A 26,693-nucleotide genomic window follows, 5' to 3' on the forward strand; every position below is an offset into this window, starting at 1 on the left:
CCTTCGTGGGATGGCTGGGGTGGTGTGCGGCTACTTGGTGCCGAGCACGCCCAGTCGCTTGTTGATGAACCACTGCTGCGCGATCGACAGCACGTTGTTCGTGATCCAGTACAGCACCAGGCCGGCCGGGAAGAAGATGAACATCACGCTGAACGCGAGCGGCATGATCCACATCAGCTTGGCCTGCATCGGATCGGGCGGCGTCGGGTTGAGCCAGGTCTGGAACAGCGAGGTGGCCGTCATCACGACCGGCAGGATGTACCAGGGGTCCGGTGCCGACAGGTCGGTGATCCAGCCGATCCACGGTGCGTGGCGCATTTCGACCGACGACAGCAGCACCCAGTAGAGCGCGATGAACACCGGGATCTGGATCACGATGGGGAAGCAGCCGCCCATCGGATTGACCTTTTCGGTCTTGTAGATCCGCATCATTTCCTGCTGCATTTCCTGCGGCTTGTCCTTCAGCCGCTCGCGCATTTCCATGATCTTCGGATTGATGGCCTTCATCTTGGCCATGCTGGCGTAGGCCTTGGCGTTGAGCCAGTAGAAGGCCGCCTTCAGCAGCACCACCAGCGCGACGATCGACCAGCCCCAGTTGCCCAGGATGCCGTGCAGCTGGTTCAGCAGCCAGTACAGCGGCTTGGAGATGATCGCGAAGATGCCGTAGTCCTTCACCAGGTCCAGGCCGGGGGCGATGGCTTCGAGCTTCTTTTCTTCCTCGGGGCCGGCGAACAGCGCGCTGTTCACGACCTGCGTGGCGCCCGGGGCGATCTTCGGCAGCGTGGCCACCATGGCAACGGTGAAGAGGTTGTCGCCCAGGTCCTTCACGCGGAACTCGCGGCGCAGCTGCTCGCTGGCCGGGTCGCCCTTGAGCAGCCAGGCCGACACGAAGTAATGCTGCACCATCGCGATCCAGCCATCGTTGGCCGGCGGAGGCGGCTCGATCTTGCCCTTGGCGATGTCCTTGAAGTCGAGCTTGTGGAACTTCTTCTCGTTGGTGTACGCGGCCGGACCGGTAAAGGTGTTGGTGCCGAACATCGTGCTGGCGGCCACCGTGCCGTGGCGCAGCAGCTGCATGTAGAGCTGCGCGTCGCGCGGCTGGTCGCTCACGTTGACGACTTCGTGGCGCACGCCGATGGTGTAGTCACCGCGGTGGAACACGTAGGTCTTGATGTACTTCAGGCCGCCGACGGGGGCGCTCTCGAAGCCCACTTCCAGCGTGTTCTGGCCATCGGCCATTTCGCGCGGACCGGCCTTCGGCGTCATCGGCGTCAGGTGGTTGGGGAAGCGCTCACCGGTGTCGACCTGGTTCAGCAGGCCGGTCTGCGCGACGTAGCGCGTGGCGGACGAGCCGTTTTCGAACAGCACCACGTGCTTGGTGCGGTCGGCTTCGTCGTACTTCAGCAGTTCGAGGTGGTTGACCGTGGCGCCTTCGCTGTCGATCGTTGCCTTGAACAGGTCGGTGGTCACGTTGACCTGCTCGCGCGGCGCGGCCGCGGCGGCTTGCGTGGGCACGGCGCCCGCGTTGCCGCTGGTGCCGGATGCGGTCGGCACGCCGTTGTTGGCTGCAGGTGCGTTGGCTGGGGCGGCGGCCGTGGCGGCCGGCTTGGTCGACGGCAGGAAGGTCGGCTTGTTGCCGTTGAAGACCTGCCATTGGTCCCACAGCAGCACCAGCGAGAACCCAAAAATCACCCACAGTATCGTGCGGCGGATATCGTTCATGACGAAGACTTCTTGTCGGAGGAGAGAAGAGACGAAAACAGCGATCCTGACTTGTCAGTGCGACGCTGAGATTTCGGTGGAACCGGATCGTGGCCGCCCTGGCACCAGGGCTGGCAGCGCGCGATGCGGTGCAGAGTCAGGTAGCTGCCCTTGAGCGCGCCGTGCACCTCGAGCGCCTCGATCGAATACACGGAGCAGGTCGGCGTGAAGCGGCACGACTGGCCGAGCCAGGGGCTCAGCAGCAGGCGGTAGGCCTTCACGAGGCCGATCAGCAGGCGTTTCATGGCGAAGAGGAGGGAGCCGCAGGCGCCGCGGGAGTGCGCGCAGCCCGCGCCAGCAGTTGCTGGAGCTCGGCGCGCACGGCGGCCTTGAGCTTGTCCGAGGTGGCGCTCACGAATTCCTTGCGGTCGAAACCGGCGCGCAGGCGCACCACGTGCGCAGCACGCGGCAAGGCGACGCCGGGAGCGGCACTCACGGCGTAGATCTGACGCTTGATGGCATTGCGCGTGACAGCACGACGCGCCCAGCGCTTGGGCACCATGGCACCCAGCCAGACGTCGTCGGACGCGAACAACGGCTGTGCGCTCGATGCGAGATCGAGCGCACAGCGATGCAATGCGAAATGAGCAGTGCGCGCCACGGTGGCACCTGCGAGGACGGCCTGGAATTGCGCGCGGGTCTTGAGCCGCTGCATGGAAGCCGGGCTGTGCACGTCATTGCCGGTTGGACCGGAAGCGCTGGCTGCGGGAGCCTGCGCTGACGTGTCGGCTGCTGGCAACGGCAGGTGGTCTGCCGTCAGACGGCCAGGCGCTTGCGGCCCTTGGCGCGGCGTGCGTTGATGACGGCACGGCCGCCGCGGGTCTTCATGCGGACCAGGAAGCCGTGGGTACGGGCGCGGCGGACTTTGGATGCTTGGTATGTGCGTTTCATGATGGTTCCAGATTCCCTGATTTCCGCATGAAAAAACCTGCGGGCGCTGGGGAGCGTGTTTCGGATGGCCCCCGAAAGACGCAATGAGGTTTTCAGGGAAACCCGCAATTATCGCAAACATTGGCCGCCGGAACAATCTTCGAGCAGATTTGCGGGCCTTTCGACATGCCGGCCAGCGTGTGGATAAGGTTTTGACAAGTTAGAATGCCGAGCGCCTTCCAGCAGAGAATATCCACAATACCTATACCAAAAATGCCCGAGGGTCTCATCACTTTTTCAAGCGCCCATGTCGACTGACGGCATCGGCGAAAGCCTGTGGCAGGCCTGCGTCGACCAGCTCGCGCAGGAGCTGTCCGAGCAGCAGTTCAACACCTGGATCAAGCCCCTGACAGCGCAGGTCGCCGACGACCTGTCGCGCATGACGGTGTTCGTTGCCAACCGCTTCAAGCTCGACTGGATCCGGGCCCAGTACGCCGGCAAGATCGCCGCCATGGCCGAGAAGATGTACGGCCAGCCGGTTGCCATCGAGTTAGCGCTCGCTCCGCGCGAAGTGCCCGTGCGCTCTGCGCCCGTGGCCGTCATGACCGAAACGGACGTGCCGCGCGACGTGGCCGGACCGGGCGAGGAGCCGGCCGCGGCCGGCTTCAAGAACCGCCTGAATTCCGGCCTCACTTTCGACACCCTGGTCGAGGGCACGGCCAACCGCATGGCGCGCGCCGCGGCCATGCACGTGGCTGGCATGCCTGGCCATCTTTACAACCCGCTTTTCATCTACGGCGGCGTCGGCCTGGGCAAGACCCACCTGATGCACGCTGTGGGTAACCGGCTGCTGGCCGACAAGCCGGATTCCAAAGTTCTCTACATCCACGCCGAGCAATTCGTCTCGGATGTGGTCAAAGCCTATCAGCGCAAGACTTTCGATGAGTTCAAGGAGCGCTACCACTCGCTCGATCTGTTGCTGATCGACGATGTGCAGTTCTTCGCCAACAAGGACCGGACGCAGGAAGAATTCTTCAACGCGTTCGAGGCCCTGCTCGCCAAGAAGTCGCACATCGTGATGACCAGCGACACCTATCCGAAGGGGCTGGCGGACATCCACGAACGCCTGGTTTCGCGCTTCGATTCGGGCCTCACGGTGGCCATCGAGCCGCCCGAGCTTGAAATGCGCGTGGCCATCCTGATCAACAAGGCGCGCGCCGAATCGGCCGAAATGCCGGAAGAAGTGGCCTTCTTCGTCGCCAAGAACGTGCGCTCCAACGTGCGCGAGCTCGAAGGGGCGCTGCGCAAGATCCTGGCGTATTCGCGCTTCAACCAGAAGGAGATCTCGATCGCCCTGGCGCGTGAGGCGCTGCGCGACCTGCTGTCGATCCAGAATCGGCAGATCTCCGTCGAGAATATCCAGAAGACGGTGGCCGACTACTACAAGATCAAGGTCGCCGACATGTACAGCAAGAAACGCCCGGCCAGCATTGCGCGGCCGCGGCAGATCGCGATGTACCTGGCCAAGGAGCTCACGCAGAAAAGCCTGCCGGAAATCGGCGAGCTGTTCGGTGGGCGCGACCACACGACGGTGCTGCATGCGGTGCGCAAGATCTCGGGCGAGCGCCAGCAGCTCACCGAGCTCAACCAGCAGCTCCACGTGCTCGAACAGACGCTCAAGGGCTGACCGCCGAATGTCATCAAGGGTGCCCCTCGCGACAGCGGAGAATGGCGTCTTACAGGCTGATTCAAAGAGATAGAGAAGAGGAAGAAGACATGATCGTTTTGAAGGCAAACCAAGACAAAGTCCTCGCCGCGCTGCAGTCGGTGGCGGGCATCGTCGAGCGGCGTCACACCTTGCCGATCCTGGCGAACGTGCTGATCCGCAAGACCGGCGGCCAGCTGCAGCTGACCACGAGCGACCTCGAGATCCAGATCCGCACCACCGCCGAGCTCGGCGGCGACGAAGGCAACTTCACCACCACCATCGGCGCGCGCAAGCTGATCGACATCCTGCGCACCATGCCGGCCGACCAGACCGTGAGCCTCGAATCGAGCGCGAGCAAGCTGGTGCTCAAGGGCGGCAAGAGCCGCTTCACGCTGCAGTCGCTGCCCGCCGAAGACTTTCCGCTGGTTCAGGAAGCAGCCAATTTCGGCCCCGTGTTCAGCGTGCCGCAAAAGACGCTGAAAGACCTGCTCTCGCAGGTGTCGTTCGCCATGGCCGTGCACGACATCCGCTACTACCTGAACGGCATCCTGTTCGTTGCCGAAGGCAAGCAGCTGAGCCTGGTGGCCACCGACGGCCACCGCCTGGCGTTCTCGTCGGCCACGCTCGACGTCGAAGTGCCGCGCCAGGAAGTCATCCTGCCGCGAAAGACCGTGCTCGAAATGCAGCGCCTGCTGTCCGACGCCGAAGGCGCCATCGAGATGCAGTTCGCGAACAACCAGGCCAAGTTCAGCTTCGGCGGCATGGAGTTCGTCACCAAGCTGGTCGAGGGCAAGTTCCCCGACTACAACCGCGTCATCCCGAAGAACCACAAGAACACCGTCACGCTGGGCCGCGCGCCGCTCCTGGCCAGCCTGCAGCGCACCGCCATCCTGACCAGCGAGAAGTTCAAGGGCGTGCGCCTGAACATCGAGCCGGGCACACTGCGCATCGCGTCGAACAACGCCGAGCAGGAAGAAGCCCAGGACGAGCTCGACATCGACTACGGCGGCGACGCCATCGAAATCGGCTTCAACGTGACCTACCTGATCGACGCGCTGTCGAACATGGATCAGGACATGGTCAAGCTGGACCTTGCCGACTCCAACAGCTCGGCCTTGTTAACCATCCCCGAGAACGCATCTTTCAAGTACGTCGTGATGCCGATGCGTATCTAGCAGACACACCACGCAGCGCCTTGCGCATACAGCCCGCGGCCCTCCGCGGGTTTGCGCTTTCAAGAGGCTGCGAATTGAGCTTTTGAGAGCCCGAAATATCACGTGAATACCGTGAGAGTTAGAGGAATATCCGAATGAGTGCTGAAGAAAACAAGCCCGACGTGCCCCACACCGAGCCCGTCTACATCCCCGAGATCGACACCGTGGCCCCCGACACCAGCTACGGCGAAGGCTCCATCACGATCCTCGAAGGGCTTGAAGCCGTGCGCAAGCGCCCCGGCATGTACATCGGCGACACCTCCGACGGCACCGGCCTGCACCACCTGGTGTTCGAAGTCGTCGACAACTCCATCGACGAGGCCCTGGCTGGCCATTGCGACGACATCGTCGTGACCATCCACAGCGACAACTCGATCTCCGTTACCGACAACGGCCGCGGCATCCCGACCGGCGTGAAGATGGACGACAAGCACGAGCCCAAGCGCTCGGCTGCGGAAATTGCGCTCACCGAACTGCACGCCGGAGGCAAGTTCAACCAGAACAGCTACAAGGTGTCGGGCGGCCTGCACGGCGTGGGCGTGAGTTGCGTGAACGCGCTGAGCGTGATGCTGCGTTTGGTGGTGCGCCGCGAAGGCAAGATCCACGAACTCGAATTCAGCCGCGGCTTCGTGCAGAACCGCCTGCTCGAGACGGTGAACGGCGTCGAAGTCTCGCCCATGAAGATCATCGGCGACACCGACAAGCGCGGCACCGAGGTGCACTTTCTTCCTGACACCCAGATCTTCAAGGAGAACTCGGACTTCCATTACGAGATTCTCAGCAAGCGCCTGCGCGAACTGAGCTTCCTGAACAACGGCGTGCGCATCCGCCTGAAGGACGAGCGCACCGGCAAGGAAGACGACTTCTCCGGCGCCGGCGGCGTGCGCGGCTTCGTCGAGTTCATCAACAAGGGCAAGACCGTCCTGCATCCGAACTCGTTCTATGCCGAAGGCGAGCGCCCGGCCGACACCTACGGCGGCATCCCCGGCACGCACATCGGCGTCGAAGTGGCGATGCAGTGGAACAGCGGCTACAACGAGCAGGTGCTGTGCTTCACCAACAACATCCCGCAGCGTGACGGCGGCACCCACCTGACCGGCCTGCGCGCCGCGATGACCCGCGTCATCAACAAGTACATCGAAGAGAACGAGTTCGCGAAGAAGGCGAAGGTCGAAGTCACCGGCGACGACATGCGCGAAGGCCTGTGCTGCGTGCTGAGCGTGAAGGTGCCCGAGCCCAAGTTCTCGAGCCAGACCAAGGACAAGCTGGTGTCCAGCGAAGTGCGCGCGCCGGTGGAGGACATCGTCGGCAAGCTGCTCACCGACTACCTGCAGGAACGCCCGAACGACGCCAAGATCATCTGCGGCAAGATCGTCGAGGCCGCCCGCGCCCGCGAAGCCGCCCGCAAGGCCCGCGAAATGACGCGCCGCAAGGGCGTGCTCGACGGCATGGGCCTGCCCGGCAAGCTGGCCGACTGCCAGGAGAAAGATCCGGCGCTGTGCGAGGTCTACCTGGTGGAGGGTGACTCCGCCGGCGGCTCCGCCAAGCAGGGCCGCGACCGGAAGTTCCAGGCCATCCTGCCGCTGCGCGGCAAGATCCTGAACGTCGAGAAGGCTCGCTACGAGAAGCTGCTCACCAGCAACGAAATTCTCACCATGATCACCGCGCTGGGCACCGGCATCGGCCGTGCCGGCGCAACCACCGCGGGCGGCGGCGCGGACGACTTCAACGTCGCCAAGCTGCGCTACCACCGCATCATCATCATGACCGACGCCGACGTCGACGGCGCCCACATCCGCACGCTGCTGCTGACGTTCTTCTATCGCCAGATGCCCGAGCTGGTTGAGCGCGGCCACATCTACATCGCGCAGCCTCCGCTGTACAAGGTGAAGGTCGGCAAGGAAGAGCAGTACCTGAAGGACGGCCCCGCGCTCGACGCCTTCCTGCTCAAGGTGGCGCTGAAAGACGCGAGCCTGCAGACCGGCGGCGCTAACTCCACCACGCTGAGCGGCGATACCCTGGGCGAGCTGGCGCGCAAGCACCAGGTGGCCGAGGCCGTGATCGCGCGCCTGCGCAACTTCATGGACGCCGAAGCACTGCGCGCCATCGCCGACGGCGTGGCGCTCGACCTCGACACCACGCCCGCCGCCGAGGCATCGGCCGTGGCGCTGCAGGCCAAGCTGCGTGAGCTCAACACCACCGGCATTCCGGCCGAGGTGAGCAGCGAGTTCGACGCGCGCACCGACAAGCCGCTGCTGCGCATCAGCCGCCGCCACCACGGCAACATCAAGAGCAGCGTGCTCACGCAAGACTTCGTGCACGGCGCCGACTACGCCGCGCTCGCCGAAGCAGCCAACACCTTCCGCGGCCTGCTGAGCCCCGAAGGCGCGCTGGTCAAGCGCGGCGAAGGCGAACGCGCCAAGGAAGAAAAGGTCGACGACTTCCGCCAGGCCATGAAGTGGCTCATCGGCGAAGCCGAGCGCGCCACCTCGCGCCAGCGCTACAAGGGCCTGGGCGAGATGAACCCCGAGCAGCTGTGGGAAACCACGATGGACCCGACCGTGCGCCGCCTGCTACGCGTGCAGATCGACGACGCGATCGAAGCCGACCGCGTGTTCACGATGCTGATGGGCGACGAAGTGGAGCCGCGTCGCGAGTTCATCGAGCAGAACGCGCTGCGGGCGGCGAATATCGACGTTTGATCTTGTAGGTTCTCAGAGTAGATCACCCTTCAGATCAAGAAGACGGACAGGTACTCGAACACATGGTCCAGCGGCAGGTGATCCCTGAGTTGATCGAAGTCATCGAAGCCATCAGGCAGTGGCAAGCCAATGCCTTCGATCCCGTCCACCACCACTGCTCCTCCCCACGCTACTTGAGTAGTAGAGTTCTTCAAGACCTCACTGACCGTCATTCCGGCCCACAGCTTGCCCTCATAGCGGCCTTCGAACCTGGAGTTGCACATCACCGAGTAGATCAGTCGGTTCTCGCCATGGCCGATGGTGATCAATCCATCGTCGATGGATACGGCACCCTCGAAGACTTCCAGCACATGGTGGTTCCGGAGGCCATCGATTACCGTGTCGATGGAGGTCCGAAGAGCAATGCCACCGAGTGACTTGGCCGGCACGATAGCATTGGTCAGTCTCATGTTTCGCAGCTACCAGCCGATGGGCTCTCCGTCCTCGTCGGTGACGGAAACTTCCGTCCGGCTTCTGAGCCAGGAGAGGAATCTGAGCAGGTCCGCCTGGATACTAGGAGGACGGCTACTAAGTTCCAGCAGGATCTCTGATTGGAGTCCTGCAGAAAGATCCGGACGTCATAGGTCCAACGACCGTTCGCAGCCCTGTCTTCAAACCCCTGCAACCAATACTCGCTGCCATCGGTCTTCGAGAAAGTCGGGAGCATTCTGATCTGCGCCGACAGCCCTTCAGCATGCCTCGGGAGCCATCCAGTGTCCCGGAATGAAACGTAGAACTCTGCTGCCATAAGAAAGCGGTCAGGCGGCGAGAGACAGTTCAGTGATGGTCATGGGACAAATTCGGAGCCTGCGCGTGGCGGAGGGTAGATGTCGTCGGGAGCGGCTTTCGAGCCAGTATCTTGAAGTTCACTCTCGAAGACCATCCACGATTGATCGTCTATGGAAACAGCGTACCAGTTGCCTTCGGCGGTTGGTGAAATACCCAGAATGACGCCGCACTTGCCGTTGATCGCGCTGTTTTGCTGCGCCTTCGAACTCACCCTGACCGCGCTGAATAGGTCCATGTTGCTTTGAAGTGGCTGTCTCGATGGGCGTCTTGTTTCTTGGTTCGGACGGAGGCGATTGAAGCGCAGACGCTCGTCCTCGTGGCAGCCGGGGCCGTGTCAATCCTCGTGCGCGAAATCCTCGTACTCCCACGCGAAATAGCGCTGTAGCGCAGCGCACGAGTCTTCCCAGGTGTCACGCGTGCATTTTTCGAGGATATCCTCGATCGTCTGCCTGAGCAGTTCGTAGTCGAACTTCTCGACCACCAGCACGCGGTGCTCAGCGATCAAGAAGCCCTTGGCCCGGCGGCGCAGGGCCTCGGGTGTCGCAACCTTCACGCAGAACAGATTGCTGCCTCGTGCACCGTCGCTCATCGAGACGTCGAGGTCGAGCGTGGTGTAGGTGTCCTCGAGCGTTCGGGGGCGCCATTGCTCGAGCGGATCGGTCATTGTCGATGACATCTCCCGCAGGACGAGTTGGTACTTGGCTTTTCGCATGATTGTTCTCTGTCAGTGCACATCCAGGTGGACATTGCCGACGACATCGCCATCGGCGTTTTTCGTTTCGACGTTGACTTGCTTTCCAGTTCTTGACCACGGCCGACCGTTGACCCTGTCGAAACCCCTTTTCTCTGCCGGGAAGCGGAAAGTCCGCTTGCCATCGGCAGACACCAGGCCTTTGCCGTTCGACATCGGACGATGCTCCGGTCCGACGAAGGCCTTGCCCAGCTTCATCGCATCCTTCGGCGAAACGCTTCCGGTGATGCCTCGGTTTCCGCCCGCCGCAGTCTGGTTGAGGATGCGCTTCATCTTGTTGCGCATCGCTGTTGATGGCCCTAATCACGATTCCTCAACAAATTTGAGAACCTACAAAGCCGCTAGGCGCGCGTTTTCTTTGGCGTGGGACCAGCGTCCGTCGCCGACTCTTCATCGCGCAGCCGCCGCCACAGCGTGGCGCGGCTGATGCCGAGCACGGCGCAGGCCTTGGCCTGGTCGCCCTGCACCGATTGAAGCACCTCGCGCACGCGACGTAGTTCAGCGGCGCGGCGCGCACCCTTCAGCAGGCGCTCGCGCACGGGCGCCGGGCGAGCTTGGGTGCATTCGGGAAACACCTCCAGCAGACGGGCCCGGTCCAGGTTGCCGGCGGGCGCCAGGTAGCTGTGACAAGCCAGCAGGCGCTCGACCAGGTTCTCCAGCTCGCGCACGTTGCCGGGCCAACCGTAGCCCGCGGCCAGTTCCAGCAAAGCGGCGAGCCAGGCCGATGCCTGCGCTGCCGGTACGCCAGCCCTGCCGGCGCGGCGGGCCATTAGTTCGGCCGCCAGGAGTGCGATGTCGGCTTCGCGATCGCGCAGGGGAGGCATCTCGATACGCAGCACCGCGAGCCGGTAGTACAGGTCGCGCCGGAAGAGGCCGCGCTCCACCTGGGACGCCAGGTCGGCATGTGTGGCCGCGATCACGCGCAGGTCCACCGGCACGGCAGCGGTCGCCCCGAGGCGAAGCACCTCCCGCTCCTGCAGCACGCGCAGCAGCCGGGTCTGCAGCGCCAGCGGCATGTCGCCGATCTCGTCGAGAAACAGAGTGCCCGTGTGGGCGGCTTCGACCAGGCCTGTCTTACCGCCGCGCCGCGCGCCAGTGAAGGCGCCTTCCTCGTAGCCGAACAGCTCGCTCTCCAGCAGGCTCTCTCCCAGGGCGGCGCAGTTCACGGCCAGGAACGGCTGCGTCGCTCGCCGGCTGGCGGTATGAATGCCCTGCGCCACGAGCTCCTTGCCAGTGCCGCTCTCACCGACGATGAGGACCGTGGCCTCGCTTGAGGCGCATTGCGCAGCATGCTCGCGCACGCGCTGCGCCAGGGCGCTGTTGCCTGTGAATGCGTCAAGCCGGTATCGCGTGGGAGCGCCCCGCTGCCGCTGGTTGGCGCGCAGGTGGCGGTCCGCGCGCTGGATCACCGCCGGGTCGCGGCACACGAGCAGCGCGCCGGTGACCTCGCCGCCTTCGATGACCGGCGCGCGCCGGACCACCAGCGTACGCATGCCGATCTGCAGCACCTCCTCGGCCGGGGCCTCGCGCAGGCGCAGCGTGGCGCCGAGGTCCAGCACGGGCTCCACTTCGCCCAGCACGCGGCCCGCCAGTTCCTGGACGGAGGCTCCCAGCAGTTCCGCCATGACCGGGTTCAGCGCCTCGATGCGCTGCTGCAAGTCCACCGCGACCACGCCGTCCTGCAGCTGGCCGAGGACAGTGTTCAGCCGTTCGTGGCGCGCCCGCTCGGCAAGGCTGTGGCGCGCAAGATGGATGGCGTCCTGAAGCGCCTGGCGCACGGCATCGTCCGAATACATCAGCACGCTGGCGATGCCGGCTTGCTCGGCCAGGTCGGCGACCAGGCCGGGCGCGACCACTGCCTGGACGCCAGCCGCGCGCAGCGCCTCCACGCAGGCGGGGGCGTCGTCGGCACCCCGATAGCTGAATTGGGCGATGCCCATGCCGAACAGCGCGTCGAGCTGCGCCAGATGCTCCGAGGGACCGTCGAACGACACGAGCCCCACCCGGGGCGAGAGGGCGCGCGCGGCCGCCAGCGCACGCATCAGGTCGAAGCCGCGTACCTCCACCATGGCCACCGGGATGTCCAGATGCTGGCGCAGCCATTCGCCGCTGGCACCTGCCGCCACCACCGCATCGACCGGTGCGCGCGCATGCAGTTCGCGCACCGCTTCGACGGCCTCGTCGAAGGCAAGACCTACCAGTTCGATTTGCGCCTGCGCCGCCACCTCGGGTAACAGCCGCACCAGCACGCGGCCCAGTCGGTGGCGAGCCACGGCCACGATGCGAGGCCGGCGAGGCACAGCGGACGAATGGACAGGTGGCAGGACGAGTGCGTTCATTCGGCGAATTCTATGGTTTCAAAAGTGAAATGAATCTGAAACATCGCGCATTGAAAAACCACCGAAGAAAGTCACAAATTCCTTTTGGATCAATGACTTATATCCAACGACTTGCGAATCCGGTCTATGGCATAGCGCTTGCGCACCCTGGATAAGACCCCCCGTGGTCTTGCTTTCCCAAATAACCAGGAGCCAACCGTGAACTTCCGTCGCCTTTCTGCAGTGACATGCGCAACTGCCGCCGCCCTGGCTTGCACGCTATCTCTGAGCGTCCAGGCACAGACATGGCCTACCAAGCCGATCCGGCTGGTCGTGCCGTTCTCTGCGGGCGGTGCCAACGACCTGATGGCGCGCGCCGCGGCCGAAGGAGCATCGAAGCAACTGGGCCAGCCGGTGATCATCGACAACAAGCCCGGTGCGGGCGCCATCCTCGGCGCCGACGTGGTCGCCAAGAGCGCGCCCGACGGCTACACCTTCCTGGTGAGCGCGGCCGGCGTGGTGTCGAACAGCATGATCAAGAAGAACATGCCCTACAAAGACGAGGCACTGGTGCCGGTGGCCATGATCGCGCTGGCGCCCTCGGTGGTGGTGGTGCCGGCCAACGCGCCCTACAAGGATCTGAAGGAGTTCGTCGCCGCGTCGAAGAAAGCTGGCAACGGCTTCCACTGGGCCACGGCGGGCACCGGCAGCACGCCGCATTTCGTCGAAGGCATTCTCGAGACGAAGTACGGCAGCAAGCTCGACGTGGTGCCCTACAAGAGCGGCTCGGAGTCGATCACCGCGGTGCTCGGCAACCAGGTCGAGGCGACGTCGGAGGCCAGCATCGTGGTGCTGCCGTACATCAAGAGCGGCAAGCTCAAGGCACTGGCAGGCACGTGGACGCAGCGCATCTCGGCCTACCCCGAGCTGCCGACGGCGACTGAAGAGGGCTTCCCCGAGATCCGCATCGCGCACTGGGCCGGCGTGCACGCGCCGCGCGGCACGCCCGACGCCATCCTCGACAAGATGGCCGCTGCGATCGACGCAGCCATGAAGTCGCCGGAGACGGCCAAGCGCCTGAAGGACATGGGCATCGAGCCCATCGGCGGCACTCGTGCGAGCTTCACCAAGTTCGTCGACGAGGAGCGCGCAAGGCTCGGTGGCGTCGTGAAGGCCACCGGCATGAAGGAAGACTGAGAACCCCATGAGCACGACCAACGAATCTCCGAAGAAAACCCTGCGCCGGCTGGCCGAGGCACGCCGCAGCGTGCTGGTGCCGGGCGCGTTCAACGCGATGTCGGCACGCGTGATCGAAGACCTCGGCTTCGAGGCGATCTACATCACCGGCGCGGGCGTCACCAACATGTACCTCGGCCTGCCCGACCAGGCCTTCATGGGCCTGCACGAGATCGCCGAGCACACGGCGCGCATCCGCGACGCGGTGAACCTGCCGCTGCTGGTCGACGCCGACACCGGCTTCGGCAATGCGCTGAACGTGCGCCACACGGTGCGCGTGCTCGAGCGGGCAGGGGCAGACTGCATCCAGCTCGAAGACCAGGTCAGCCCCAAGCGCTGCGGCCACTTCTCGGGCAAGGCGGTGATCGACACCGACGAGATGCTCGGCAAGATCAAGGCGGCTGTCGACGCCCGGCAGGACAGCGACCTGCTCGTCATGGCCCGCACCGATGCGGCCGCCGTGCACGGCTTCGAGGCCGCCATCGAGCGCGCGCAGAAGTTCAGCGAGGCCGGCGCCGACATCCTGTTCGTCGAAGCCGTGACACTGGCCGACGAAGTGCGTGCGATGCCGCAACGCTTGAACAAGCCGCAGCTCATGAACATGGTGATCGGCGGCAAGACGCCGACCTTCGGTGCGCAGGAATTGGGCGCGCTGGGCTACGGCTTCGTGCTCTACGCCAACGCCGCCTTGCAGGGCGCGGTGGCCGGCATGCAGAAAGCGCTCACCGCCCTGCGGGACGACAAGCGCCTGGAGGAAGATCCCGCGCTGGTAGCCCCTTTCGCCGAGCGCCAGCGCCTCGTCGGCAAACCCCAATGGGACGCGCTCGAGCGTCTCTACATCTAGGCCCAGGCAGTGCCATGAACAGGCTTTCAACCGCAGAGATCCAGCGATCGGCGCTGCTGGTCATGGACTACCAGCCCGGCATCCTCGGCTTCCTTCCCGATCCGGCAACGCTGTTCGCGAAGATCATGCCGGTACAGCAGTTGATGCGCTCGCGAGGCGCGAAGGTGGGCTTCGTGCGCGTGGCTTTCGATGCGGCCGACCTCGAGCGCTTCCCCAGGCACAGCGCCATGGGCGCGCGCGTCAAGGCGGCGGGCGCCCATATGCATCTCGATTCCCCATCGACCGCCGTCCATCCGGATTTGGGCGTCGCGCCGGGCGACATCATTGTTCGCAAGACGCGGGTGGGCGCCTTCTCGACGACCGACCTTCACGCCCAACTGCAGCGCGCGGGCATCGAAACCCTGGTGCTCGCCGGCGTACACACCAGTGGCGTTGTGCTTTCCACGGTTCGCGAGGCGCACGACCTCGACTATCGGGTCATCGTCCTGTCGGACGCGTGCGCCGATCCGGATGCCAAGGTGAACGAGTTCCTGTTGCGCGAGATCTTTCCAAGACAGGCGACCGTGGCCACTACGGCGGAGTTTTGCGAAGCGATTTCGCCTTAGCTTCGGGCGCCGCGGACACGTCCTGCCGGGCGCTTGTCATTGGAGGTGCAGAGTCGAGACCTGCGAGCCTTCGGTGCAGGGGCCGTCTGAATATTCGGCCGTGCCGGAAGGCGTGACGCACTTGGTCACCGTAGAGCGAGCAGGCGCTGCCGCTACTGGCAACACATCGGAAGGGGTGGATGGCGAGGCCGGCAAGGCGGATGCCCGAACGGGCAGGGCAGCCGAACTCGCCGGTAGTGCATCGCCGGAGCGAGCGGTCGCCGGCGGCTGCCGAACGACCGCAGGGACCATGGCCGCCTGGACAGGCGCTCGCGCCGCGCGCTCCCTCAGCAAGTCCGTCAGTGCCACGTAGAAGAGGAACACCGCCAGCAATGCCAACGCCAGGCACGGCGCCCAATAGCGTTGCGACCCGAGGCCGGTTTCCGGCCGCCCGCTCAGTGCCGCGGCCATGCCAGGCCCCCGCTCTGCAACGTCCCCGCCAGCTTTGCGATTCCGCCAGTGCCGCTGGCCGCGCGCCCGATCAACGCACCGCCCGCTGCGCCCGCCACGATGCGCGTCAGGAACGACCGGCTGCGGCCCGCCGCCAGCAGCAGCAATACGCCCGCACCCAGCACCACGAAGTGCTCGCCCGGGTAATCCGCCCGCTGGGCGTCCACTTTCTTGAACTCTTCGATCGTCGATTCGAGGGTCATGGCTGAAGCTCCGTGTGTCCGTTCAGCAGTTCATATCGCGCGCCGCGATGCACCGCTGTAGGCGCGCACCCCTGCACGTTTGCGGATTCAGACGCCAAAACGCCGCATGACTCGGCGAAAAAGCACGGATCAGGGTTTCCGTGAGGTCTGTTAATAAAAGTAGCCCGCACGCGCGTCACACGGCCGTCATCAGCTATGAAAACAATAGCATTCAGTTCCAATCCGAAGATCGTTCCTCGTAAACGCTATATCTAGCCCGACTCTTGCTAAGCAAAATCCTCGACGGATTTCACGTCACGCAAGATCGAGGACCACACAGCAATGAACCCTACGCGTCTCCGCCGGCCCCTGGCCGCGCTGGTATTGGGCGGTACAGCAGCATTCCTCGGGGCCGTGACTTCGGCCCATGCGTTCTCGAACCCGCCCATCCAGGTGGCGCAGGGCATCGAATACATGTGCGGTGGCGCCGCCAGGGATGAAGCCGCATTCATGGAAATGGTGTCGCCGCGCTGGGCCGCGACCATCGAGTTCGGCGTGAGTGACGGCAAGGGCGCGCAGGTGGCCGGCTTTCCGGCCAAGGCCCTGATCGAGGTGCGCCAGAAATACACCGGCCAGGTCGTGATGGACGTGCAGTCGCAAGGCCCCTACATGCTGGCGCGCCTCAATCCGGGCGCCTACGACGTGAACGTGACGCTCGGCGGTCTCACGCTGACGCAGTCGCTGGTGGTGATTGCCGGCATGCCGGCGCGCACCTCGTTCGTCTGGCCGTCGAATTTCGACATGGCTTCGGTGACGCCGGCGCTGCCGCAGACGCAGGCCCTCGCGCAAACTTCCGCCGCCCGCTGAGCGGTCGGCCGCTCCGCTACCCGGCCTGGCAGGCCGGTCAGCCTTTCCTAAGTCACGCGCCGCACAGTGGCACCGTGGCTTCTCGCCACGACGACCAGGAAAGGATCCAGACCATGACCCCCCGTTTTCCATCATCGCGCACGATGCGGCCGCTGGCGGCCGCGGTGTTCTGCGGCGCTGTTCTGCTCGGCGCGCTTTCGTCGGCCCAGGCGGCGGTGAACCCGCCGATATACATGGCGCACGGCGTCGAGTACATGAGCGGCGGCATCGGCAGCGACGAGGCCCAGTTGATGGAGACGGTGTCGCCGCGCTGGCCCGCCACCTTCGAATTCGCTGTCAAGGACAGCAAAGGCGCCGACTTCGCGGCCAATGTGCACGTGACGGTGCGCGACAGCAGCGGCGTCGCATTGCTCGACAACGTGGTGTCGGGCGGCCCGTTCATGGTGGCGCGGCTGGACCCGGGCAACTACGAGGTCGAGGCGCGGATCGGCAGCCAGGTGCTGAAGCAGCCACTGCACGTTCTGCAGGGCGCGCCGACCAAGGCGACCTTCGTCTGGCCGGCGGGCACCGACATGGCTTCGGCCAGCACGCGCACGGTGCAGTAGCGCGGCGAAAGTGGGCGCCGGCACCGCATCCGGCCGGCACCCGCTTTGTTAGCTCCACCAGGCCATAACGCCTGCTATCCGGGCGCCTTGCGCTATAGAAAAAATAGCGATTGCGGCGTCTCCCGGTATCTTGAATGCGCGGCATGCGCCTTGCAGGTGGTGTATCCCGGGCAGTGCCCGAACCCATTGCCCCGATGCCGATCCGTCCCCTGAGCGCTCTGACCGCGCTGTTGCATGTCTATATAGCGCTGCGCCTGCTGCCCGCGCTGGCCATGCTCACGCCCGCATGGCCGCTGGCGTTGCTCGCGCTGGTGGTGTCGGCGGTGACGATTCCGCTGCCTTTCGCATCGCGCCGCATCGGGCGCGACGCATCGGCGGGCGAGGTGCTCAAGTGGGTCGGCCTGATCAGCATGGGCTGGTTCTCGTCGATGTTCGTGCTGACGCTGGTGCGCGATGCGGGCCTGCTGCTGACCTGGCTCGCGAGTGCGCTGGGCGGCGTGCAGGTGCACTGGAACGCCCTGCAGCCATGGAGCGCGCTGGCGGTGCTGACGATGGCCACGGCCACGTCGGTAATCGGTTTTCTCAATGCGCGCCGAACGGCCAGCGTGAAGCGGGTGGACGTGCCCATCCAGGGCCTGCCGCAGGCGCTCGAAGGCTTCACCATCGCGCAGCTCAGCGACATCCACGTGGGGCCGACGATCCGCAGCGCCTACATCCAACGCATCGTCGATGCGGTGAACCGCCTCGGCGCCGACGCCATCGCAATCACCGGCGACCTGGTCGACGGCACGGTGCCTGAACTGCGCGAGCACATCGCGCCGCTGGCCGGGCTGCGCGCGCGCCACGGCACCTTTGTGGTCACGGGCAACCACGAGTACTACGCGGGCGCGCATGCCTGGATCGATGAGCTGCGCCGGCTGGGCCTGAAGGTGCTGCTCAATGAACACGTGGTGCTGCAGACGCGCAACGTGCGCGGCGCGCAGACCGACGAAGAACTGTTCGAAAGCGCGCTGGTGCTGGCCGGCGTGACCGACTTCACCGCCGGGCACTTCGATGCTGCGCATGCCAGCGATCCGCACCTGGCGCTGCATGACGCACCGCCGCTGGTGCACACGCGCGTGCTGCTCGCGCACCAGCCGCGCAGCGCGGTGCTGGCTGCAGCTGCCGGCTACCAGCTGCAGCTGTCGGGCCACACGCACGGCGGCCAGTTCTTTCCGTGGAACCTGTTCGTGCCGATGCAGCAGCCCTTTACGGCGGGCCTGCACCGACTGCACGACATGTGGGTGTACGTGAGCCGGGGCACCGGCTATTGGGGCCCGCCGAAGCGCTTTGGCGCGCCTTCTGAAATCACCCTGCTGACGCTGGTGCCGGCAAAGCCCTGAGCGGCTCGCTCGATCAGGATTCCAGTTCGGCCAGCCGGCGGGCGTTGGAGGTGGCTGCTGCGTGAATCGGCTTGAGGCCTTCGCGCGCTATGCGTACCGCAATGCCTGGGAACTGGCTCGCTGCGTTGACCGTGCCGGCTGCCGACTGCACGAATGCGTCGCCATGCGCTGCCGCCTGGGCCGGCGTGACGCTGCCCGCCAGCGAGAAGAAAGCCGTCGTGCTCTGAACCCATTGCTGCAGCACGCGGTTGGCGAGCGAGAAATGGCTGCGGTGCCACTGCTTCACCATCGCAATGCCCGATTCGCTCGCAGCCGCGAGCTTCTCGTCGCCCATGAGCTGGAATTCCGCCAGGTCGGCCGCGCTAGGCGCGAGCCCGGCCTTGGCGATGCGCTCGGTCCGGATGCGGATCACCGAGCCGGAGGACAGCAGCATCTCGTTGGTCTTGAGCGCCAGGTCGAGCCACTGCATGAGCGGATTGGCCAGACGGGCGGCGGAGGTAAGAGACGACATGTGAGGCGGTGCGCTCGAAGGCGGTTGTAGGAGGTCGGACCACTATAGGCTTCGCTGGCTGCAGATGTTGCAGTGCAGCAAACCTGACTCCGCATTTTTGTTGATCAAGTCCCGCTTTCCGATGTGGAAATTACGTGCTGATCGAATATCGAACGCGGCGGAAACCAATGATGCCGACTTATTCCCACTTCATGCATTCAGAAGTCACATCGTGAGATGCACCGGCTGCGCTACACCTACCACTTCTAGCGCCCTGGCCTCGCCGGCACGCGCAGCCGCCTGGCCCTCGCTTCGGTGACCAGATAGCCCAGCGTGGCCACCACCAGCGGCAGCAGGTAATACAGGCCGCGATAGGCCAGCAGCGCGCCGAGCAGCTTCGCTTGTGGCACCTCGTGCGCGAGCAGCGCCACGAACACCGCCTCGAGCACGCCGAGCCCCGCCGGCACATGCGTGATGACGCCTGCCACCGCCGCCACCAGCAGCACCGCGAGCACCTGCGCGTAGCCGACCTGCCCCTGCAGCAGGAACCAGATCACGCCACCCATCAGCGACCAGTTGGTGCACGACATGGCCAGCTGCAGCAGCGCCATCGGCAGCCCCGGCACCTTGAAAGCATGGCCGCGCACGCGCCAGGTGCGCCCCTGTGCCGTGGCGCACAGCACCAGGTAGGCCAGTGCCGCCATCAGCAGCACCGCGCCGAGGATGCGCAGGCCCTCGCCGTCGATCTTCCAGCTGGGCGGCAGCGTCATCGGCCAGAAGCAGAAGGCCGTGCCGGCCACCACGAGGTAGCCAAGCCAGTTGGTCAGCATGCTGAAGCCGAGCACGCGCGTGATGGTGTCGTTCGCAAGCCCCAGGCGCGAATAGAGCCGGTAGCGGAACGCCACGCCGCCCACCAGCGAACCGAGGTTGAGGTTGAAGGCGTAGCTGATGAAGGTCACGCCCATCACCGTGCCCGTGCCGAGCCGGTGCCGCGTCAGGTGCCGGCCCAGCAGGTCGTACGTGCTGTAGAGCGCAAAGCTGCAGGCCACCAGCGCGCCGGCCGCGAGCAGGAAGATGAGAGGCAGCGCGCGAATGGCGTCGAGCACCTCTTCCCAATCGATGGTGCGCGCCTGCCGCACGAGCAGCCAGGCGATCAGCGCGAAAAAGCCCCACATCGCCGCGCGGCGGGCCCAGGGCCACCAGCTGTGGCGGGAGAGTGCCATCGTGCTCATTGCGATACGGCCTTTCCGCTCAGGCGGTTTCCGTCTGCGTAGCACCGCCGGCCGGATTGCTGCGCCCGGTGTCGCGCCGGCTCGCAAGGTCGGTGGCCTCGGCCGGCGTCAGGCGCGGCACATGGCGCGGCAGGCGGCCCAGGAGGGCCGGATACCAGCGCAGGATGTGGAAGACGAAGAAGCTGCGCACCAGCCGCCAGCCGCTCCATTCGCTGGCGAGGTCGGCCGCCTCCACCTGCTTGCAGCTGTGCTGCATCAACTGGTCCATGCGCTCCCACAGCACCTTGTTGAAGGCTTCGTCGCGCACGATCACGTTGGCTTCCAGGTTGAGCGACAGGCTCAGCGGGTCGAGGTTGCTCGAACCCACGGTGCTCCACTTGTCGTCCATGAGCGCGACCTTGCCGTGCAGCGGGCGGTCGCAGTATTCGTAGATGCGCACGCCGGCGTGCAGTAGGTGGTGGTACAGCATGCTCGCGGCGGTCTTCACGATCGGCATGTCGGGCTCGCCCTGCAGGATGAGCCGCACGTCCACGCCGCGCCGCGCCGCACGCCGCAGCTCCTTGATGAAGCGGTAGCCCGGAAAGAAATACGCATTGGCGATCACGATGCGCTCGCGCGCCGTCCGGATCGCGGCGCGATAGTGGCGCTCGATGTCGTTGGTGTGGCGCCGGTTGTCGCGTGTGACGAACATGGCTTCGGCCTCGCCGGCGCGCACTTGCCCGGCGCGCGGCGCCTGCTTCAGCCGGCGGCGGAACCAACCCGCGCCCTTGCCGCCGAGCGCGATGGCGCGCAGCACGAACTGATGGACCTCCGCCACGATCGGCCCCGCGAGTTCGACCGCATAGTCCTGCTTGGCCTTGGGGCCGAAGTCGAGCAGGTGGTCCGCCGAATAGTTGATGCCGCCGACGAAGGCGCGCGCGCCGTCGATCACCACGATCTTGCGGTGCATGCGGCGAAACACGTTGAGCCGCTGGCCCATGAAGCGCTGCCCCGGGTCGAACACACGCACCTTCACGCCGGCCGATGTCAGGCCTTCGATGAACTCCCGCGAGAGATCGGGCGAGCCGAAGCCGTCGATCAGCACATCGATCTTCACGCCGCGCTGCGCCGCTTCGCGCATGGCGGCATGAAGCTGCATGCCCACCTTGTCCTCGAACAGGATGAAGGTCTCGATGATCACCTCGCGCTGCGCCTGCCGGATGGCGTCGAACACGCGCGGGAAGAACTCCTCGCCGTTCTCCAGCAGCTCGATGCGGTTGCCGCCGATCCAGCGGTTGTTGTTGTTGCTCATGTCTTGCCCGCTCACAGGTCGATGTCCGCCACCAGCGGGGCGTGGTCCGACAGGTGCGACCACGGCCGGCGCGGCAGCACCACGGGCGCGTGCACGCCGGCATTGCGCACGTAGATGCGGTCCAGCTGCAGCACCGGGAAACGCGCCGGAAAGGTCCTGGCCGCGCGGCCGTGGGCGTGCACGAACACCTCGCGCAACGCGGCGCCTTTTTCCAGGATGTCGTGCGCGCGGCCGCGCCAGTCGTTGAAGTCGCCCGCCACGATCAACGGCGCATCGGACGGCACCTCGTCGCGCACGATGTGGCACAGCAGTTCCAGTTGCTGCTCCCGGTGCGCCTCGGCCAGCCCGAGGTGCGCGCAGATCACATGCACGTCGACGACGCGGCCCGGCAGCCGCAGCACGCAGTGCAGCAGGCCGCGCTTCTCTGGGCCGCTCACCGAAACGTCGTGGTTGCGGAAATGCACGATCGGGAATTTCGAGAGCACCGCATTGCCATGGTGGCCTTTCGGGTACACCGCGTTGCGCCCGTAGGCGAACTGCGGCCACATGGTGTCGGCCAGAAATTCGTAGTGCGGCGCCTCCGGCCAGTTGTTCACCCTGCGCGAATGGCGCGAGTGGGTGCCCAGCACTTCCTGCAGGAACACGACGTCGGCCCCCACGGTGCGCACTGCATCGCGCAACTCGGGCAGGATGAATTTGCGATTGAGCGCGGTGAAGCCCTTGTGGGTATTCATCGTCATGACCTTGAGCGAGGTCGGCAAGACCGGCATGGCCGCCGCGGCGTCGGGAATGGGCGAAGAAGACATCGTTGTGCGGGTTGTACGTGGCCCCGCGCGCGCTGACTGTAGGAACGCGCCACCTTCTTCGGACCCATTCGCCCCTTTCGCTGCGCGGCGGCGGGCTCCCCATGGCGGCCGGCTCCTACAGGCAGGCCTGCCGCACCCCCACACGACGGGGATTTCACCGCTCCTACGGTGAATTCAGGGCTCGAGAAAAGCAGCCCGCGTTTTCATCCACCGATATCGATACAAGCCACAAGGAGCAAGCCATGAAGCAAGTCACTTTTCGCGCCACGGTTCTCGCCGCGCTGCTGGGTACGGCAGGCATCGCCCTGGCCCAGACCACGTCCATTCCCGCCCAGCCCGATCCCTCGGCAGGCGGCGAAGCCAGCACCATGACGCCGGCCGGCGTTGCCAACCCGCCGCAGCGCCCCGACAACTCGATGCCCGCATCGCGCGAAGCGGTGAGGGCCGAGGCCCGCGCTCAGAACCGCAGCAACGCCACCACGATGGTGCCCAAGGGCGAGGCAACGACCATGATCAACCACCAGCCGAACGCCATGCCGCAGCCGACCGGCGAGATGTCGCGCGCTGAAGTCAGCCAGACAGGGCGCAAGGTCAAGCCGCAGTTCGGCCAGAAGGGCGAGCGCCCGAACGTGGTGACCAACCCGACGGACAAGGCCGGCACCGGCACGCCGGACTAATCGGCAAGGCGGCCCGTCAATGAAAAAGCCCGCAACGCGAAAGCGTTGCGGGCTTTTTCTTCGACAGCGCCGTCACCGGCGCGTCGCGGGCGGGGGTCAGCCCTTGGCGGGTGCCGGCGCACCGCGGTGGCCGTCATGACCGCGATGGCCATCGTGGCCACGGGGGCCGCCGAAGTGCGCGGTCTCGGCGTCGAAGGTCTTCTGCTGCTCGGGCGTCAGCGCGGCATAGAAGGTCTTCGTGGCGTCGGCACGCTTGGCGAACATCGCGCTGCGCTCGGCCTGACGGGTCTGCATGCGTTCCAGGCGCTCCGGCGTGGTCAGCTTGGCGAACTCGGCGCGGTCCATGTGCGGGCGCGGACCGGCGGGCGGCTGCGTCGCGGTGGTGAAGGAGCTCCACGCGCCTTCCTGTGCCGAAGTGAGCTTGAGCTTTTCCTTCAGGGCGGCAAGACGCTTGGCGCGGTGCTCCTGCATGCGCTCCATGCGCTTGGCGGGGTCCATGCGCTTGTGCTGCGCCTTGGGCGCGGCGGCGCTGTCGGCCTGGGCCACCGCGGCGGCGGGTGCGGAGGGAGCAGCGGCCGGCGCTTGAGCAAAGGCGCCCGAAGAGGCGAGGGCGGCCGAACCCAGCAGGCTGGCCCAGACGATGCGTTGGCGAAGAGAAATCATGAGAGTTGCTTCCTTTCGAAGAAGCCCGCCACCGATGGGCAGCAGGTGAGACGAAGTGTGGAAGAGCTCTGTGTCGCGCCAGTTAGCCCTGCGTGAGCTTGCGTAAAGAATGATGAACCGCGACCGTGGGCACAACGCATGGCGTGACTTATTGCCTCGATTGGCCGGCCACAGTCGCTTCAGGGGTGAACAGGCTCAGCCCAGCTTGCCGTTCTGGAAATCGTGCACGGCTTGCTTGACCTGCTCCTGCGTGTTCATCACGAAGGGCCCGTATTGCACGATGGGTTCGTGCAGCGGCTTGCCGGCGATGAGCAGCGCGCGCGCCGGGCTGTGGTTGGTTGCGCCGGCGCGCAGCACCACGCCGTCGCTGCCCGCGTCGTTGGCCAGGATCGCCATGCGCCGCGTCGGAATTTCGCTGCCCGCGATCCACAGCGATTCGCGGAACACGTAGACCAGCGCGTTGTGATCGTCCGGCAGCGGCTGCGCGAACTCGGCGCCCGGCGGCAGCGTGATGTCGAGGTACAGGGGCTCGGTGTGCTCTCGCCGCACCGCACCCTCGATGCCGTGGCTTGCGCCAGCAATCACGCGCACGTGCGCGCCGCCGGTGGTGGTGAACTCGGGAATCTCTTCGCTCTGGACGTCGCGATACCAGGGCTCGCGCATCTTGTCTTTGGCAGGCAGGTTGAGCCACAGCTGAAAGCCCTCCATCAGGCCTTCTTCCTGCTCGGGCAGCTCGCTGTGCACGAGGCCGCGGCCGGCGGTCATCCACTGCACGCCGCCGTTCTCGAGCAGCCCTTCGTGGCCCTCGCTGTCGCGGTGGCGCATGCGGCCCGCGATCATGTACGTGACGGTCTCGAAGCCGCGGTGCGGATGGTTAGGAAAGCCGCCGATGTAGTCGCCCGGGTTGTCGCTGCCGAAGGCATCGAGCATCAGGTACGGGTCTAGCCGCTTCTGCAGGGGCTGCTGCAGCACGCGGGTGAGTTTCACGCCGTCGCCGTCGCTGGTGGAAACACCGGCCACGATGTGGTCGATGCCGCGCGGCGTGGCGACGGGATCGGTGGGGTGGTTGGCGTGGTGGTTGGCATTCATCATGCGTCCATGGTGGCACTAACGCGCCCGCCGCGCCACCCGCCCCGTCAAGGCCACTGCTGGCGCTGCCAGTAGCTGTACTTCCAATGCGTCTCGAAGCCGGCCCGGCGGTAGAGCGACAGCGCCGGGTGGTTGTGTGCGTCGACCTGCAGGAAGACCCGCTCGAAGCCGCGCGCCGATGCGGCCTGCGCCAGCCCGGCGAGCACGCGCCCCGCAAGGCCGCGCCCGCGTTGCGCCTGGTCGGTGCGCATGCCGTGCACGCTGGCCCAGCCGTGGCCGAACGCCATTGCGCCGGCCGCCAGCGTGCGGCCGCCTTCGCGCACGCTGGCATAGAGCGTGCCCTTGGCCCGCGACAGCATCCGCACGCGATGGGCGCCGTCCACCGGATCGAAGCCCTCGCCGAGGAACAGCGCCGACCAGGCGTCGTCGGGCGCGCGGTCGACATCGGCCAATGCGCCGCCCGGCGCGACCACCTGCCGCATGCGCTGCACCGACCCGATCTGCACGCAGGTCGGGCTATCGCCGATGTAGTGCCGCCGCTCCAGCTCGGCGCGCAGCCCGTCGAAGCAGGGCGCGTCGGCCAGCCGCAGCGCGGGCACGACCTGGCGGCTGTCGTAGCGGTCTTCGATGCGGTCGAGCGTTGCGTGGTCGACCGCGCTGCGGTGCAGCGGCACGGCCGATCTGGCGCGCTTCACGGTGCCGCCGGCAAAGGGCAGCAGCCAGCCGTCGAGCTCCTCGGTCAGGTCGGGCGACACGGCCGCGATGGTGGCGCGCTCGATGGCTTCGATGTCGGTGACGTTCAGTGTCCTGGTGTTCATGGCGTGGCCTCCGGCGCCGTGAACTTCGCCGCGGCCACGCCCTTGAGCAGCGCTTCGCGCTGGTTCCGGCTGATCCCGCGGATGCCCTCGGCAACCCACTTGATGCGGTCGGCGTCGATGTGGCCGTCGCGCCGCCATTGCTCGAGCACGGCCTGCGGCTTGTGCAGCATGGCGGCGAGCCACACGGCCTGCGCCGGTTCGAGCGTGCGTGCGCTGCGCTTGAAGTAGCGGCGCGCCGCGGCCTCGGCGCCGCAGATGTTGCCGCCCCAGGGCGCGTTGTCCAGGTACAGCTGCAGGATGCGGGCCTTGCCCAGCGTCTGCTCCATCTCGACCGCGTAGAGCAGCTCGCGCAGCTTGCGCTCGGCCGTGCGGTCGCTGCCCGTCACCAGCAGCTTGGCCAGCTGCTGCGTGAGCGTGCTGCCGCCGCGCCGGATCTGGCCGGGCTTCTGGTTGTTGTCGATCGACGCGAGGATCTCGGTCAGGTCGTAGCCGCTGTGGGTGAAGAAACGCTGGTCTTCGGCGGCGATGACGGCGCGCGCCAGCCAGCTGTCGTTGGCGAGCTTGGCCGAGGGGCCGCAACTGGTGCGCGCGTTGAGCATGGCTTCGGTGCCCAGCCCCTCGACGGTGAACTGGCTGATGACGGGTTGCACGGCGAAGGTGGCCTCGGGCAGCACGAACTGGCCGCGCAGCGCCAGCGTGCCGCCGATGCGTGCGCGCTGCAGTTCGGGCAGGGTGGGCACCAGCACCGCGTACCAGCGCGCGATGGGTGCGTCCTGCACGCTGGCGTTCAGATGAATGTTCTTCGGCGCGAGCCTGCCGTCCCAGTTGCCTTGCAGCCGGGTGGTGTCTGTGCCTTGGGGCGTGGCCTCGAAGGTGCCGTTGAGCGTGTTGCCGTCGCGCTTCACGGTGGCGACCAGGCGCTCGACCCTGATCGGCTGAGTGCCGAGCGCCGGCACCTCTGCACTGCAAGGCGCGCACTGCATCTCGAGCAGCTCGCCGGCCGGCTTCCAGGCGAAGCGCACGGTGCCGAAGCTGGTGTCGAGCGAGCGCCCGTCGAGGTAGGGCGCGAACCACGACGAGGTGGCCACGCGCACTGCGGTCGGAATGCCGATCTCGAAATTCAGCGGGCCCGTCTTCACCGTGGTGCTCCACTCACCCGCAGTCGGCGCGAGCGCCAGCTTGACTATCAAAAAGATAGCTACACACGCTGTAATGACCAAGGCCAGCAGGCCATAGAGCACGAATCGCAGGATCTTCTTCAAGGC

General features: G+C 65.8%; 29 protein-coding genes. 10 read left to right on the forward strand and 19 right to left on the reverse strand.

Annotated elements, in window-relative coordinates; translation table 11 throughout:
• Window positions 1-30 precede the first annotated feature (30 nt).
• The 4 genes from yidC to rpmH form a co-directional block, all read right to left on the reverse strand.
• Window positions 31-1,722, reverse strand: coding sequence for a membrane protein insertase YidC (gene yidC, locus ACZYSP_RS20310; protein ID WP_093076443.1), 1,692 nt, complete (start codon window positions 1,720-1,722; stop codon window positions 31-33).
• Window positions 1,719-2,006: a membrane protein insertion efficiency factor YidD gene (yidD, locus tag ACZYSP_RS20315; protein WP_093054976.1), complete on the reverse strand. Its 288-nt coding sequence runs from the start codon at window positions 2,004-2,006 to the stop codon at window positions 1,719-1,721. The genes yidC and yidD overlap by 4 nt, the downstream gene beginning before the upstream one ends.
• Window positions 2,003-2,416 (reverse strand): ribonuclease P protein component, encoded by a 414-nt coding sequence (locus tag ACZYSP_RS20320; protein ID WP_093054974.1) that lies wholly within the window; start codon window positions 2,414-2,416, stop codon window positions 2,003-2,005. Before ACZYSP_RS20320 ends, yidD begins: the two co-directional genes overlap by 4 nt.
• 101 nt (window positions 2,417-2,517) lie before the next feature.
• Window positions 2,518-2,652 (reverse strand): 50S ribosomal protein L34, encoded by a 135-nt coding sequence (gene rpmH, locus ACZYSP_RS20325; protein ID WP_007834827.1) that lies wholly within the window; start codon window positions 2,650-2,652, stop codon window positions 2,518-2,520.
• Between the two features lie 286 nt (window positions 2,653-2,938).
• Between rpmH and dnaA the strand changes: the two genes are divergently transcribed.
• From dnaA to gyrB, 3 genes are all read left to right on the forward strand, one after another.
• The gene (gene dnaA / locus ACZYSP_RS20330) at window positions 2,939-4,318 is read left to right on the forward strand and encodes a chromosomal replication initiator protein DnaA (RefSeq protein WP_019653666.1); all 1,380 of its coding nucleotides are present in this window, start codon (window positions 2,939-2,941) and stop codon (window positions 4,316-4,318) included.
• An 89-nt stretch (window positions 4,319-4,407) separates the two neighbouring features.
• Window positions 4,408-5,514 (forward strand): DNA polymerase III subunit beta, encoded by a 1,107-nt coding sequence (dnaN, locus tag ACZYSP_RS20335; protein WP_093054972.1) that lies wholly within the window; start codon window positions 4,408-4,410, stop codon window positions 5,512-5,514.
• Between the two features lie 134 nt (window positions 5,515-5,648).
• On the forward strand, window positions 5,649-8,255 hold the full coding sequence (gene gyrB / locus ACZYSP_RS20340) for a DNA topoisomerase (ATP-hydrolyzing) subunit B (RefSeq protein WP_093054970.1): 2,607 nt from the start codon (window positions 5,649-5,651) through the stop codon (window positions 8,253-8,255).
• Between the two features lie 29 nt (window positions 8,256-8,284).
• Here the strand turns inward: gyrB and ACZYSP_RS20345 are convergent, their stop codons facing one another.
• The 5 genes from ACZYSP_RS20345 to prpR all read right to left on the reverse strand — a co-directional run bounded on the left by ACZYSP_RS20345 (window position 8,285) and on the right by prpR (window position 12,173).
• Window positions 8,285-8,704: an META domain-containing protein gene (locus tag ACZYSP_RS20345; protein ID WP_093076444.1), complete on the reverse strand. Its 420-nt coding sequence runs from the start codon at window positions 8,702-8,704 to the stop codon at window positions 8,285-8,287.
• Between the two features lie 377 nt (window positions 8,705-9,081).
• The gene (locus tag ACZYSP_RS20350; RefSeq protein WP_093076446.1) at window positions 9,082-9,318 is read right to left on the reverse strand and encodes an Imm31 family immunity protein; all 237 of its coding nucleotides are present in this window, start codon (window positions 9,316-9,318) and stop codon (window positions 9,082-9,084) included.
• 99 nt (window positions 9,319-9,417) lie between these two features.
• Window positions 9,418-9,795: an Imm8 family immunity protein gene (locus ACZYSP_RS20355; protein WP_218149750.1), complete on the reverse strand. Its 378-nt coding sequence runs from the start codon at window positions 9,793-9,795 to the stop codon at window positions 9,418-9,420.
• A gap of 12 nt (window positions 9,796-9,807) precedes the next feature.
• On the reverse strand, window positions 9,808-10,119 hold the full coding sequence (locus ACZYSP_RS20360) for a hypothetical protein (protein WP_093076447.1): 312 nt from the start codon (window positions 10,117-10,119) through the stop codon (window positions 9,808-9,810).
• Between the two features lie 56 nt (window positions 10,120-10,175).
• A complete protein-coding gene (gene prpR, locus ACZYSP_RS20365) occupies window positions 10,176-12,173 on the reverse strand; it encodes a propionate catabolism operon regulatory protein PrpR (protein ID WP_489016157.1) in 1,998 nt (665 codons plus the stop codon).
• A gap of 222 nt (window positions 12,174-12,395) precedes the next feature.
• Here prpR and ACZYSP_RS20370 point away from each other — a divergent pair, with 222 nt between their 5' ends.
• From ACZYSP_RS20370 to ACZYSP_RS20380, 3 genes are read left to right on the forward strand one after another with little or no spacing between them, the layout of a single operon-like run.
• Window positions 12,396-13,349, forward strand: a complete 954-nt coding sequence (locus ACZYSP_RS20370; protein WP_093057153.1) for a tripartite tricarboxylate transporter substrate binding protein — start codon at window positions 12,396-12,398, stop codon at window positions 13,347-13,349.
• 7 nt (window positions 13,350-13,356) lie between these two features.
• On the forward strand, window positions 13,357-14,232 hold the full coding sequence (locus ACZYSP_RS20375; RefSeq protein ID WP_093076452.1) for an isocitrate lyase/PEP mutase family protein: 876 nt from the start codon (window positions 13,357-13,359) through the stop codon (window positions 14,230-14,232).
• Window positions 14,233-14,246: 14 nt separating this feature from the next.
• Window positions 14,247-14,837 (forward strand): cysteine hydrolase family protein, encoded by a 591-nt coding sequence (locus tag ACZYSP_RS20380; RefSeq protein ID WP_093076453.1) that lies wholly within the window; start codon window positions 14,247-14,249, stop codon window positions 14,835-14,837.
• A 36-nt stretch (window positions 14,838-14,873) separates the two neighbouring features.
• Here the strand turns inward: ACZYSP_RS20380 and ACZYSP_RS20385 are convergent, their stop codons facing one another.
• Together ACZYSP_RS20385 and ACZYSP_RS20390 are read right to left on the reverse strand one after the other, a co-directional pair.
• On the reverse strand, window positions 14,874-15,287 hold the full coding sequence (locus tag ACZYSP_RS20385) for a DUF4124 domain-containing protein (RefSeq protein WP_489016160.1): 414 nt from the start codon (window positions 15,285-15,287) through the stop codon (window positions 14,874-14,876).
• Entirely contained in the window at window positions 15,272-15,529 is a 258-nt protein-coding gene (locus ACZYSP_RS20390) for a hypothetical protein (protein ID WP_489016162.1), read from the reverse strand. Before ACZYSP_RS20390 ends, ACZYSP_RS20385 begins: the two co-directional genes overlap by 16 nt.
• Window positions 15,530-15,850: 321 nt before the next feature.
• On the opposite strand from ACZYSP_RS20390, the gene ACZYSP_RS20395 reads away from it, so the two are divergent.
• From ACZYSP_RS20395 to ACZYSP_RS20405, 3 genes are all read left to right on the forward strand, one after another.
• Window positions 15,851-16,375, forward strand: a complete 525-nt coding sequence (locus ACZYSP_RS20395) for a hypothetical protein (protein ID WP_093057146.1) — start codon at window positions 15,851-15,853, stop codon at window positions 16,373-16,375.
• Between the two features lie 113 nt (window positions 16,376-16,488).
• Entirely contained in the window at window positions 16,489-16,980 is a 492-nt protein-coding gene (locus tag ACZYSP_RS20400; RefSeq protein WP_093057145.1) for a hypothetical protein, read from the forward strand.
• 134 nt (window positions 16,981-17,114) lie between these two features.
• Window positions 17,115-18,362: a metallophosphoesterase gene (locus ACZYSP_RS20405; RefSeq protein ID WP_489016165.1), complete on the forward strand. Its 1,248-nt coding sequence runs from the start codon at window positions 17,115-17,117 to the stop codon at window positions 18,360-18,362.
• 13 nt (window positions 18,363-18,375) lie between these two features.
• Here the strand turns inward: ACZYSP_RS20405 and ACZYSP_RS20410 are convergent, their stop codons facing one another.
• From ACZYSP_RS20410 to ACZYSP_RS20425, 4 genes are all read right to left on the reverse strand, one after another.
• Entirely contained in the window at window positions 18,376-18,873 is a 498-nt protein-coding gene (locus ACZYSP_RS20410; RefSeq protein ID WP_093057143.1) for a polyhydroxyalkanoate granule-associated phasin, read from the reverse strand.
• A gap of 245 nt (window positions 18,874-19,118) precedes the next feature.
• Window positions 19,119-20,084: a lysylphosphatidylglycerol synthase domain-containing protein gene (locus ACZYSP_RS20415; RefSeq protein ID WP_489016168.1), complete on the reverse strand. Its 966-nt coding sequence runs from the start codon at window positions 20,082-20,084 to the stop codon at window positions 19,119-19,121.
• Window positions 20,085-20,103: 19 nt separating this feature from the next.
• On the reverse strand, window positions 20,104-21,375 hold the full coding sequence (gene clsB / locus ACZYSP_RS20420; RefSeq protein ID WP_489016170.1) for a cardiolipin synthase ClsB: 1,272 nt from the start codon (window positions 21,373-21,375) through the stop codon (window positions 20,104-20,106).
• Window positions 21,376-21,386: 11 nt separating this feature from the next.
• Window positions 21,387-22,181, reverse strand: coding sequence for an endonuclease/exonuclease/phosphatase family protein (locus ACZYSP_RS20425; RefSeq protein WP_489016172.1), 795 nt, complete (start codon window positions 22,179-22,181; stop codon window positions 21,387-21,389).
• A gap of 242 nt (window positions 22,182-22,423) precedes the next feature.
• Here ACZYSP_RS20425 and ACZYSP_RS20430 point away from each other — a divergent pair, with 242 nt between their 5' ends.
• A complete protein-coding gene (locus ACZYSP_RS20430; protein WP_489016174.1) occupies window positions 22,424-22,858 on the forward strand; it encodes a serine/threonine protein kinase in 435 nt (144 codons plus the stop codon).
• 96 nt (window positions 22,859-22,954) lie between these two features.
• Here ACZYSP_RS20430 and ACZYSP_RS20435 read toward each other — a convergent pair whose 3' ends face one another.
• The 4 genes from ACZYSP_RS20435 to ACZYSP_RS20450 form a co-directional block, all read right to left on the reverse strand.
• Entirely contained in the window at window positions 22,955-23,521 is a 567-nt protein-coding gene (locus ACZYSP_RS20435; protein ID WP_093057138.1) for a Spy/CpxP family protein refolding chaperone, read from the reverse strand.
• 195 nt (window positions 23,522-23,716) lie between these two features.
• Entirely contained in the window at window positions 23,717-24,613 is an 897-nt protein-coding gene (locus ACZYSP_RS20440) for a pirin family protein (protein WP_093057137.1), read from the reverse strand.
• A 44-nt stretch (window positions 24,614-24,657) separates the two neighbouring features.
• Window positions 24,658-25,428: a GNAT family N-acetyltransferase gene (locus tag ACZYSP_RS20445; protein WP_489016176.1), complete on the reverse strand. Its 771-nt coding sequence runs from the start codon at window positions 25,426-25,428 to the stop codon at window positions 24,658-24,660.
• Window positions 25,425-26,690: a biosynthetic peptidoglycan transglycosylase gene (locus ACZYSP_RS20450; RefSeq protein WP_489016177.1), complete on the reverse strand. Its 1,266-nt coding sequence runs from the start codon at window positions 26,688-26,690 to the stop codon at window positions 25,425-25,427. Before ACZYSP_RS20450 ends, ACZYSP_RS20445 begins: the two co-directional genes overlap by 4 nt.
• Window positions 26,691-26,693 lie beyond the last annotated feature (3 nt).

It is taken from the genome of Variovorax sp. F042 (assembly GCF_057814215.1).